Annotated in this window: 11 protein-coding genes and 1 pseudogene; 7 read left to right on the top strand and 5 right to left on the bottom strand. The window is 71.0% G+C overall.

What is annotated here, in order from left to right; genetic code table 11:
• Positions 1–91: pseudogene (locus ACZ6CL_RS42310) on the bottom strand (electron transfer flavoprotein subunit beta); the annotation flags it as partial.
• Positions 92–223: 132 nt separating this feature from the next.
• On the opposite strand from ACZ6CL_RS42310, the gene ACZ6CL_RS42305 reads away from it, so the two are divergent.
• The 3 genes from ACZ6CL_RS42305 (at position 224) to ACZ6CL_RS42295 (ending at position 2,559) form a co-directional block, all read left to right on the top strand.
• The gene (locus ACZ6CL_RS42305) at positions 224–973 is read left to right on the top strand and encodes a TetR family transcriptional regulator (protein WP_468946756.1); all 750 of its coding nucleotides are present in this window, start codon (positions 224–226) and stop codon (positions 971–973) included.
• 116 nt (positions 974–1,089) lie between these two features.
• The gene (locus tag ACZ6CL_RS42300) at positions 1,090–1,947 is read left to right on the top strand and encodes a 3-hydroxybutyryl-CoA dehydrogenase (protein ID WP_468946753.1); all 858 of its coding nucleotides are present in this window, start codon (positions 1,090–1,092) and stop codon (positions 1,945–1,947) included.
• Positions 1,948–2,037: 90 nt separating this feature from the next.
• Positions 2,038–2,559: a hypothetical protein gene (locus ACZ6CL_RS42295; RefSeq protein WP_468946750.1), complete on the top strand. Its 522-nt coding sequence runs from the start codon at positions 2,038–2,040 to the stop codon at positions 2,557–2,559.
• A gap of 8 nt (positions 2,560–2,567) precedes the next feature.
• Here ACZ6CL_RS42295 and ACZ6CL_RS42290 read toward each other — a convergent pair whose 3' ends face one another.
• Together ACZ6CL_RS42290 and ACZ6CL_RS42285 are read right to left on the bottom strand one after the other, a co-directional pair.
• The gene (locus ACZ6CL_RS42290; protein ID WP_468946758.1) at positions 2,568–3,773 is read right to left on the bottom strand and encodes an MFS transporter; all 1,206 of its coding nucleotides are present in this window, start codon (positions 3,771–3,773) and stop codon (positions 2,568–2,570) included.
• Between the two features lie 79 nt (positions 3,774–3,852).
• Entirely contained in the window at positions 3,853–4,614 is a 762-nt protein-coding gene (locus ACZ6CL_RS42285; RefSeq protein ID WP_468946749.1) for a PIG-L family deacetylase, read from the bottom strand.
• A gap of 185 nt (positions 4,615–4,799) precedes the next feature.
• Between ACZ6CL_RS42285 and ACZ6CL_RS42280 the strand changes: the two genes are divergently transcribed.
• The 4 genes from ACZ6CL_RS42280 (at position 4,800) to ACZ6CL_RS42265 (ending at position 8,606) form a co-directional block, all read left to right on the top strand.
• Positions 4,800–5,627, top strand: coding sequence for an MOSC domain-containing protein (locus ACZ6CL_RS42280; protein ID WP_468946747.1), 828 nt, complete (start codon positions 4,800–4,802; stop codon positions 5,625–5,627).
• Between the two features lie 46 nt (positions 5,628–5,673).
• A complete protein-coding gene (locus ACZ6CL_RS42275) occupies positions 5,674–5,994 on the top strand; it encodes a VOC family protein (RefSeq protein ID WP_468946744.1) in 321 nt (106 codons plus the stop codon).
• A 261-nt stretch (positions 5,995–6,255) separates the two neighbouring features.
• Positions 6,256–7,239 carry a trypsin-like serine peptidase gene (locus tag ACZ6CL_RS42270; RefSeq protein ID WP_468946741.1) on the top strand — a complete coding sequence of 328 codons (984 nt, stop codon included), beginning with the start codon at positions 6,256–6,258 and terminating at the stop codon, positions 7,237–7,239.
• A gap of 56 nt (positions 7,240–7,295) precedes the next feature.
• On the top strand, positions 7,296–8,606 hold the full coding sequence (locus tag ACZ6CL_RS42265; protein WP_468946738.1) for an MDR family MFS transporter: 1,311 nt from the start codon (positions 7,296–7,298) through the stop codon (positions 8,604–8,606).
• Positions 8,607–8,623: 17 nt separating this feature from the next.
• Here the strand turns inward: ACZ6CL_RS42265 and ACZ6CL_RS42260 are convergent, their stop codons facing one another.
• Positions 8,624–9,655, bottom strand: coding sequence for an LLM class flavin-dependent oxidoreductase (locus tag ACZ6CL_RS42260; protein ID WP_468946737.1), 1,032 nt, complete (start codon positions 9,653–9,655; stop codon positions 8,624–8,626).
• 8 nt (positions 9,656–9,663) lie between these two features.
• Positions 9,664–10,723 (bottom strand): oligopeptide/dipeptide ABC transporter ATP-binding protein (locus ACZ6CL_RS42255; protein WP_468946734.1); only part of this gene is annotated, 1,060 nt, incomplete at its 5' end.

Below are 10,723 nucleotides of genomic sequence, written 5' to 3'. Positions count from 1 at the left end.
CCTCACGGTCGAGCGTCAGGTCCTCGGCGAAGTGCCGGTCGCCGGTGGCATCGGGCACGTACTTCACACAGACAACAATCCTCAAGCTCACGCCGACTCTCCTTACGGTTCCTGGACGTCTGCGCTGCCGAACCGGAGCACCTGAACGACAGTATGGCACTCAGTACCATTCGGTAAAGATACTGAGTGCCATCCTTGTCGGCACGGGTGCTACGTTCCCTCCATGACGGACGCACACGACGAAGGCAGGGCAACCGCGGCGGTCAGCGGGTCTGGACCATCCGGGAAAAAGCCCATGCGCGAGGTGCTCATCGAGGCTGCGTTCCAGCTCTTCATGGAGCACGGTTTCGAGCAGACCACGGTGGACGACATCGTGGCGCGGGCCGGAGTGGGGCGCCGGTCGTTCTTCCGCTACTTCCCGTCCAAGGAAGACGTCGTCTTCCCCGAACATGAGCGCTGCCTGACCGAGATGAGCGCCTTCCTCGCGACGGGCACCGACGGCGAACCGCTCGACGTGGTCTGCGACGCGGCCCGTCTCGTCATGCGGATGTACGCCGCGAACCCCGAGTTCTCCGTGCAGCGCTACCGGCTCACGCGCGAAGTGCCCAGCCTGCGGGGGTACGAGCTGTCCGTGGTGCACCGCTACGAGCGCACCCTGGCCCACTACCTCCGGCAACGCTACGCGGGAGACCGGAACGGAGCGCTCCGGGCGGAAGTGCAGGCCGCGGCCGTCGTCGCCGCGCACAACAACGGGCTGCGCACCTGGCTGCGAGACGGGGGGCAGGGCGATGCCGCGAAGACGGTGGACCAGGCCCTGACCTTCGTCCGGCAGACGTGGGGCGATGCCAACGAATCCGCCGAGAGCGGCGCCGCCCCCGTCCCGGAGGACGACGTGATCGTCATGGTGGCACCTCGGAGCGCTCCCCTGTGGCGCGTGGTGCAAAAGATCGAGAAGACGTTGGAAGACGAGTAGCCATAGCCATGGCACTCAGGACCTTGACCGAGGGTACTCAGTGCCATAGCGTGACCGCGAGCCGGGCCGTCCGCGCGCCTCTCCACAAGCCTGCCCTTCCACTCCGAAGGACTGTCATGGAAAACGTTTCCCGCCTCGGTGTCGTCGGCTGCGGCCTGATGGGCTCCGGCATCGCCGAAGTCGCCGCCCGCCAGGGCCTGGATGTAGTGGTGGCCGAGGCCACCCATGACGCCGCCGAAGCCGGCCGCCGCCGCCTCACGGCCTCCCTGGACCGTGGCCTACGGCGCGGCAAACTCACCGAGGATCAGCGCGACCAGGCCTTGGCCCGGCTGACATTCACCTGCCACCTCGGTGACCTGGCTGACCGTCAGTTCGTCATAGAGGCGGTCGCCGAACAGAGGGACGTCAAGACCACGGTCATCCAGACCCTCGACAAGGAGGTCGTCGACCCCCGGGCGATCCTGGCCACCAACACCTCCTCCCTGCCCGTCGTCGACCTCGCAGCCGCCACCAGTCGGCCCGAGCAGGTCATCGGGATGCACTTCTTCAACCCGGTCCCCGTGCAGCCCCTGGTGGAGCTGATTCCCGCCCTGACCACCGCCCCCGAGACACTGGAGCGTGCCGGGGACTTCGCCGCCCGGCGGCTGGGCAAACAGACGATCCAGGCGCCGGACCGCTCCGGCTTCGTGGTCAACGCCCTGCTGGTGCCCTATCTCCTGGCCGCGGTCCGCATGGTGGAGACCGGGACCGCCCGCCCCGAGGACATCGACCACGGGATGGAGTTGGGCTGTGCCCACCCCATGGGGCCGCTGCGACTGCTCGACCTCATCGGACTCGACACCGCCCAGGCCGTGGCCGAGTCTCTCTACGAGGAGTTCAAGGAACCCCTGTACGCGCCGCCCGCCCTGCTGCGCCGCATGGTCGCCGCCGGACGCCTGGGCCACAAGAGCGGCCACGGCTTCTACGCCTACTAAAGCGCGGCGGCGCTGAGGGCAGGTGCTAGCGTGATGCGGACTGGGCCGGTCCGTCCGGCGAATCCGTGTCCTGACGGGGGACCCTTTCCCATGCGCCACCTTTCCTCCCGCGCCGTGTTCGGCGCGCTTTCCGCCTGCGGCCTCCTCGCCCTGTCGGCCTGCTCCGGCAGCGGGTCGGATGATGCGCCCTCCGCCGCGGGAAAGGGCGGGAAGAAGGACACGAGCAGCAGCGCGTCGCCGAGTCCGGCCGCCACGTCGTCGCGGTCCGCCGCGGCGGGCGAGCCGGCCGGTGGATCCGGCCCCGCCCAGGCCGTCACGTTCAAGGCCGAGGTCAGCATCAAGTCGTGCCAGATGCGCGACGCGGCCAAGCTGTTCGCGATCGTCCAGCTCGACAACGCGAGTGGCCCGGCGGACTACGCCTACACCGTCAAGGTCCGCTTCCTGAACTCCGCGCACCCTGACGAGGCGGTCTACACCACCCTCCCCCAGCAGCCCGTCCAGGCCGGAGCCGTGAAGAGCGCACTCGCGTCCACCGCGTGGAAGGGTGAGGCGGACGCGATGCCGAAAACGTGTGAGATCGCCAAGGCCACCAAGGTGAAGTTGGCTGGCTGACCCGGCCGTTACCGCGGTGATGCTGTCGCCGCCTGGTCGAGGGCGGTGAGTGGAGGCGGGGTGGCAGGGGCGGTGCGGGCGGCGGCCAGCATCACGGCCAGACCCAGGGTCACGATGGCGGCGCCTACGTACAGGGGCGCGGTGTAGCCCAGGCCGGTGCTGATCGCGAGGCCGCCCAGCCAGGCGCCGAGGGCGTTGCCGACGTTGGACGCCGAGACGTTGGCGCTGGCAACCAGGGGCGCTCCACCGGCGGCGTCCGTAACGCGGGTGATCATGCCGGGGACACTGGCGAAACCGAAGACGCCCATCAGGAAGATGAGGACTACTGACGCGCCACGTCCCTCGGCCAGCAGGCCGAAGGCCGCGAGCGTGGTGGCGAGCCCGGCCAGGGAGGCGATCAGCGTGCGGTCGCGGTTGCGGTCGGCCGCTCGGCCTCCGGCGACGTTGCCGATGACCAGGCCGCTGCCGTAGACGACGAGCAGCCAGGCGACGTCGGCGGTGGAGAAGCCGGTGACCTCGGTGAGGGTGTACGCGATGTAGCTGAACGCTCCGAACATGCCGCCGTAGCTCAGGGCGGTGGCGGCGAGGGTCAACCAGACCTGCCGGGAGCGGAAGGCGCGTAGCTGGGCGCGCAGGCCCGCCGTGCGGCGGGACTCGTCCACGGTGCCCGCCCAGGCCGGGACCCACACGGCGATGGCGGCCAGGGCCAGCGCGCCGATCGCGGTGATCACCCAGAACGTGGCGCGCCAGCCCCAGCGTTCACCGATGAGGGCGCCGAACGGGACGCCCAGTACGTTGGCGACCGTCAGCCCGGCGAACATCACGGCGACCGCGCGCGACGCCCGCTCCGGCGGAACCATCCGGCGGGCGACGAGGGAGCCGATACCGAAGAACGAGCCGTGGCACAGAGCGGCGACGACGCGGCCCAGCAGCGCCACGGCGTAGGTGGAGGCGATGGCGGACAGCAGGTTGCCGAGGACGAACACCGCCACCAGCCCGATGAGGACGGCCTTGCGGTGGACGCGGGTGGTGACGGCGGTCAGCAGGATCGCGCCGACCGCCACGCTCAGGGCGTATCCCGAGATGAGCCACCCGGCCGCGGCCTCGGAGACGTCCAGGTCGCGGCTCACCTGGGGCAGCAGGCCCGCGATCACGAACTCGGTCAGGCCGATGCCGAAACTGCCGAGCGCGAGCGCGGCCAACCCCCCGGGCATCCTGCGCGCGGCCCCCTCCCCTTGGATGTTCACGCAAACATCGTAGAGGTTCGGGGATCGTCGGCAAGGTGCGGCTGTCTCAGGTGGTCAGTTCCGTCTGGGGAGCCGCCGCCGGGGCGGTGGGGGCGTGGCGAATGAACCACTCGGTGGCGAACAGCCGCTCCTGTGCGTCCGGGGCGAGGCCCGCGATGACTCCTGGCAGGGCTCCCCGTTCGACCTCGGAGCGATGCGCCAGTACGGCGGCGATCTTCTGCTCCATCCATGGGCCGACGTCCACGGTCGCGGTGACCTGTACGTCCGGGACGCTGTACGCCGTCTTGCGCTCGCCGATCACGTCTCTCAGCGCCGGTACGGCCGAGTGCGGGTGTGTGGCCAGGTAGAGGGCGCGCGGCTGCCAGGGGGCGCCGGTGTCCGCGTAGAGCCGCTCGAGTCCGGCCGCTTGGGCGGCGAGCATCGTCACCCGGTGGGTGTGCACATGATCCGGGTGCCCGGGCAGCCCGCCATAGGCGTCGTGGGTGACCATGATGTCCGGGCGGAATTCCCGGATGTGCGCCACCAGACTCCGTACCGCCTCGTCGAGCGGTGCGTCGCAGAACCGCGCGCGGCCCAGGGCCGACTGGGGTACGCGCGCGTCGGCGTAGCCGAGCATCCGCGGCTTGCCCGCGCCGAGGATGCGCAGCGCTTCGGCCAACTCCGCTGCGCGTGCGGTGTCCGCGGCCCAGGTCACTGTGACGACCGCGGTTCGCGCGCCCGCGGCGGCGTGGCGGGCGAGTACTCCACCCGCCGACAGCGACTCGTCGTCCGGGTGGGCGAAGACCGCGAGCAGGCTTGGTACGGGCATGAGCGGGCCGCCTTCCGGTGCGAAGGGAGCCTGATCGTACGTCACGCACAGGCTCCGGCGCTGGTGCGCTGGACGCTGAATGAGCCGCCAACTGGGCGAGTTGACCGCGTATTTGGATTGCCCGCGCGATCGTACGTCCATGATGATCACAGCGGAATGGGATGCGCGCGGGCAAGGAGAAGCATGTGGCCAGAGTCGTGGAGCTGGTGTCCTACCCCATCAAGGGGTGCGCTGGGATGTCCTCGCACACGGCGGTGTTGACGCCCGCGGGTCTCGCCCATGACCGCAGCTTCATGGTGACCAGCGAGGACGGTGTCTACCGTACGCAACGGCGTCACCCGAGACTGGCCTTGATCCGCCCCGAGATCAGCACCGACGGTCAACGGCTCACCCTGCGTGCCCCGGGTTCGGAGCTGGTCGGGATCGACGTCGACACGTCCGGCCGTCCCCGAGCGGTGGATCTGTTCGGCGTGCCGTTCAGAGGCATCGATCAGGGCGACGAAGCGGCCGCGTGGCTGTCCGGCGTTCTCCGCGCGCCGAGCCGCCTGGTGCGCGTTCCGGCCGATCACCAACGGGTCACCGACGGCCTTACGCCCGGCACCTCTGGATACGCCGACAGCTGTGCCATCCACCTCCTCTCCCGGTCCACTCTGGATCTGCTCAACGAGCGGCTGGGCGAGCGCGGCGCCCCTCCCCTCCCCATGGACCGTTTCCGCCCGAACATCGTCGTCGACGGCTGGGACCTCCCCCACACCGAGGACCGCGCCCACCGGATCGCCATCGCCGACACGGAACTCGCCTACGCCAAGCTCGCCATCCGCTGCGGCGTCACCATGGTCGACCAGCGAGCGGGTACCAAGGCGGGGCCCGAGCCGCTGCGTACCCTGGCCACCTACCGCCGGGCCGCCGAGGGCGGCATTGCCTTCGGCGCCAAGTACGCCGTGCTGCGTCCCGGCAAACTGTCGGTGGGTGACGGTGCGCACATCGCTTCTTGGGGTGAATCGGAGGTCTGAGGTGTATCCCGCGGGCCCCGTATCGAACGATCAGCAGGGAGTCGTCATGTCTGCCGCGCCGCTCAAAGCCGTCGGCATCGCCCTCATCGTCCTCTACACCGACCACTTGGAGGAGTCCCGCGTCTTCTACAGCGGTCTGGGGCTGCCCCTGGTCCAGGAACAGCACGGGCGCGGCCCGATCCACTACGCCGCCACCCTGCCGGACGACACCGTGATCGAGCTCTATCCGGCCACCGTGCAGCGGCCCGCCTCCAGTGTGCGGCTGGGTTTCACCGTCGACAGCCGAACGGTGACTCCGTCGTTGGCTCCCGGCCGTCACGTCGTGGAAGATCCGGATGGGCGTGCCGTGGAACTGTACGTGGCGTGACGCCAACCTGTCGTGTGCAGTGCGGGGCGGGGGCGGATGCCGCTGGTGGCGCACTCGAAGCTGACGTCGGCCTCGTGCTGGGGCCGGGCGAGCAGGTCGGGCGCCGCCAGCCGGTGCGCGCAGCCGAGAAAGGCGTCAACTCGCCCCTGACAAGTCAAGATTCCCGTGGCACGCTGCCTGACGCACGTCTATCCGCACCGCTCTTCGTTCCCCCACCCTGACCGGACGCCATCAGTCCGGGCACGGCAGAAGGAGACATGCGTGAGACGCCATCGCACTGCCGCGGGCATTCTGCTGGCCGTTGGAGCCCTGTTGAGCGGCGGCCTTCTCGGTTCGGGCGCGGCCAACGCGGCGACCCCCGAACCGGCCTCCGGGCCGTCGGCCGCGGCTCGTACCGCCTCGGCCGTCGAACAGCACAGGGCCCGCGCTTTCTGGACCGCCGAGCGGATGCGCTCGGCCACGCCGCTCGATCTGCTGTTGACCCGGCAGGCCGCCAAGCGGCTGAAGGCCCCTGAGGCCGGTGGGCCGTCGACGACCGTCGAACCCACCGCAGCGCCCGCCTCCTTCCCGCAGGCCGGTGGTCCGTGGGCGGGCAGCGGGGCCGTCGTCAGTACCTCGGGGCGGGTGTTCTTCACCTTCCAGGGGCGTACCGCTTCGTGCTCCGGCAACGCGGTGACGAGCCAGAACGCGAGCACCGTCATCACCGCCGGACACTGCGTGAAGTACCAGGGCAGCTGGCACACCAACTGGGTCTTCGTGCCCGCCTACGACAACGGCAACGCGCCGTACGGGCAGTGGACCGCGGCCAAGACGCTCACCACCCCGCAGTGGGAAGCCACGGAGGACATGAACAATGACGTCGGCGCCGCGGTGGTGGCCCCGCTGAACGGCCAGAAGCTCACCTCGGTCGTCGGTGCGCAGGGGCTCCAGTTCAACGGCGGCTACAACAAGCAGATGTACGCCTTCGGGTTCGCCGCCGCCTCGCCGTACGACGGGACGAAACTCATCTACTGCAGCGGCAACAGCTCGAAGGACTGGCTCCTCACCCAGGACCACGGCCTCGCCTGCAACATGACGGGCGGCTCCAGCGGCGGGCCCTGGTTCACCGGCTTCAGCGAGGCCACCGGCACCGGACTGCAGGTGTCCGTGAACAGCTTCGGCTACGTCTTCCTGCCGAACACGATGTTCGGCCCGTACTTCGGGGATGTGGCGAAGGCCCTGTACGACAAGGCACAAGCCTCCTAGGCGGGTGCCGGGGGCCCGCGCGGTCGCGGCACGGGGCTGTGGACGAGGATGAGGGGATGACCGATCCCCTCTCCAGAGCCCCGGCCCCGACCGGCCGGGTCCCCCGGGTCCCCCGCGTCTCCCGGGCCGCCAAGCCGCCACGCGAACGGACCTGGAAGGACCTGTCGCCGCTGCTGCGGCTGCTGATCCTGACGCAGCTCGCCTTCAACATCGGTTTCTACGCGGTGCTGCCGTTCCTCGCCGAGCACCTCGGCAGCGCGATCGGCATGGCGGGCTGGCTGGTCGGATTCGTCCTGGGCCTGCGGACCTTCAGCCAGCAGGGTCTGTTCGTGCTCGGCGGCTGGCTGGTGGACCGGCACGGGGTGAGGCCGGTGGTGCTGGCCGGGTGTGTACTGCGGATCGCCGGGTTCGCGTGGCTGGGGTACGCGGGGTCGGTCTGGACCGTGGTCGGCGCGGTGCTGCTGATCGGTTTCGCCGCGGCGCTGTTCTCCCCGGCTGTGGAGTCCGAGGTGGCACGGCAGGCGGTGATCTGGGAGCAGAAGGGCCGCGGCCCCCGGACCCGGGTGCTGGCCCTGTTCAGCGCGGCGGGGCAGGCCGGGGCCTTCGTCGGGCCGCTGATCGGCGGTCTGCTGCTGGTCGTGGACTTCCGCACCGCGTGCCTCGCGGGCGCGGGGGTCTTCGTCCTCGTCCTCGCCGGGCACGCGCGGCTGATGCCGCAGCACATACCCGGCCGGGTCCGCGTCCGGGAGCGGGGCGGGGTGCGGGCGATGCTGGTGAACCGCCGTTTCCTCGCGCTGTGCTGCGCGTACGGCAGCTATCTGCTCGCCTACAACCAGCTCTATCTGGCCCTGCCGGACGAGGTGGAACGCGCGACGGGTTCCCAGGCTCCGCTGTCCTGGCTGTTCGCACTGTCCTCCCTGCTGGTCGTGTGCGCCCAATTGCCGGTGACCCGCTGGGCGGGCGACCGGCTCGATCTGCGCCGCTCGATGGCGGGCGGGCTGCTGCTCATCGCGGCCGGTTTCGCGGTCGTGGCCGCCGCGCGCCCGGCGCAGTGGTCGGGTGCCGTGGGGCTGCTGCCCGCCGCGGGGTTCGTCGTCCTGCTCACGCTGGGCCAGATGCTGGTCGTCCCGGCCGCCCGCGCCTGGGTGCCCGACCTCGCCGAGGACGGGCGGCTCGGCCTCTACACCGGCGCGCTGTCCTCCGTATCCGGTCTGATCGTCCTCATCGGCAGCTCGGCCACCGGCTCCCTGCTCGACCTGGGCCTCCCGGCCTCCGTGCCCTGGCTGGTCCTCGCCGCCGTTCCGGCCCTCGCGGTGGCGTTGCTGCCGCACCGGCGGGAATCGGACGGAGCCGCGGAAACGCGTTAGCGGACGGCGCCGCTGGTTCAGGCGGGCGGCTGCCAGCCCAGGGCCGGGGCGAGTCTGGTGGCGATGTCGGTGAGGATCTGGACGTAGTCCTCGTGCTCGAAGGTGAAGGGCAGCGCGAACGCGACCTCCTCGACCTCCCGGAAGGCGGCGTGGGAGGTGAGGCGTTCGGCGATCTCCTCGGATGTGCCGACGAGGTCGGGCGCGAACATCATGCGCGACGGCCCCTGTGGTGTGGCGGTGCGGGGCAGGCGTTCGCGGGCGTAGGCCTCGTACTTCGCGCGCTGCTCCGGCGAGGCGGTGTCGGTGGGGATGACGACGAGTCCCTGGGAGACGCGGGCCCGGTCGCCGTCGGGGTGGTGGGCGCGGAAGGCGCGGAGGTGCGAGAGCTGGATCTCGGCGAAGTCCTCGGACTCCTCCGCCTTCACGACGCTGCTGGTGAGGAGGTTCATGCCCTGCTCACCGGCCCAGCGGGCCGACCGCAGGCTGCCGCCGCCGTACCACATGCGGCGGCCGAGGCCTGGGGCGTGCGGCTGAACGCGGTCGGAGAACACCTCGAAGCCCTCGGCGCCGCTGAGGCCGGTGACGGGTGCGCCGCGTACGCAGTCCAGCAGCCGTCTGACGCGCTCGTGGCTGAAGTCCTCGGTGTCGGCCGTGCCGGGGTAGAGCGCGCCCTTGACGTGGTCGTAGTGATGGGGCGGGCCGACGCTGACTCCTGGATTGAGGCGGCCGCGGGAGAGGATGTCGACCGTCGCCAGGTCTTCGGCCAGCCGCAGGGGGTTCTCCCAGCCCAGGGGGATGACGGCGGTGCCCAGCTCGATGCGGCGGGTGCGCTGCGAGGCGGCCGCCAGGACGGCGATGGGTGAGGAGATGCCGTACTGGAGGTGGCGGTGGCGCACCCAGGCGCTGTCGAATCCCAGGCGCTCGCCGAGTGCGATGATCTCGAGTGTCGACTCATGGCCCTGGTAGGGGTCGGCCTCGTCGAACAGCCCGATGGTCAGGAAGCCGAGCTTCCGCAAGGGTCTCGGGGGTGTCTGCGCGGGTGTCCGCATAGGTGTCTTCATACGGGATGAGTCTCCAGTACCGCGGCGTCGGCCGGGGCGGGATCGGGGGCGGCCGCCAGCAGGGCGCTGGTGTAGGGGTGCTGCGGATCGACGCACAGCTCGTCGGCGGGGCCCGTCTCGACGATCCGGCCCCGGTGCATGACCGCGATGCGGTGGCTGACCTGCCGTACGACCGCCAGGTCGTGGGCGATGAACAGCAGGGCGAGGCCGAGGTCGCGCTGCAGATCGGCCAGGAGGTTGACGATCTGGGCCTGTACGGAGACGTCGAGCGCCGAGACGGGTTCGTCGCACAGCAGCACGGAGGGTTCGGGGGCCAGGGCGCGGGCGATGCCGATGCGCTGGCGCTGGCCGCCGGAGAACGCGCGGGGCCGGCGGTCGGCGACGGCCGGGTCGAGGCCGACGAGTTCCAGCAGCTCGGCGACCCGCCGCGCGCGTGCGGCGCGGTCCGGGTAGAGGCCGTGGACGAGGAGGGGTTCGCCGATGATGTCGCCCACGGTCATCCGCGGGTTGAGCGAGGCGTACGGATCCTGGAAGACCATCTGCACCTGGCGGCGCAGGGCCCGTAGCGCCGTGCGGGAGGGCTGGGTGACGTCCTCGCCGCGGAGCCGGATCGTGCCGCCGTCGGCGGGGTGGGCGTGGGCGAGGAGCCGGGCCAGGGTGGACTTGCCGGACCCGGACTCGCCGACGATGCCGAGGGTCTCCCCCGCGTGGAGGGTGAGGGAGACGTCGTCGACGGCGACGAGCGGGACGTGGCGGCGCGCCTGGAACTCCTTGCGCAGGGCGGTGGCCTCCAGCAGTGGTGCGGCTTCTCGGGGGGTGGTGCGGGCGGCGGGCCCGGCGCGCTCGGCGGGTGGGGGCGGCTGCTCGTCGTGGTGCCAGCAGGCCACGCCGTCGGCCAGGGGCGGCGCCTCGGTCCGGCACTGTTCGTCCGCCGACGCGCACCGCTGTGCGAACGCGCAGCCCGCGAGCGGCAGCGACAGGTCGGGCGGTGTCCCGGGAATGCCGGTGAGCCGGGTGCCGGAGGGGGACGACAGCCTCGGCACGGCGGCCAGCAGC

The sequence above is a fragment of the Streptomyces sp. NPDC041200 genome (assembly GCF_055591805.1).
Note: the sequence above shows the minus strand (reverse complement) of the source record. Positions and strands in the feature narration are given on the sequence as shown.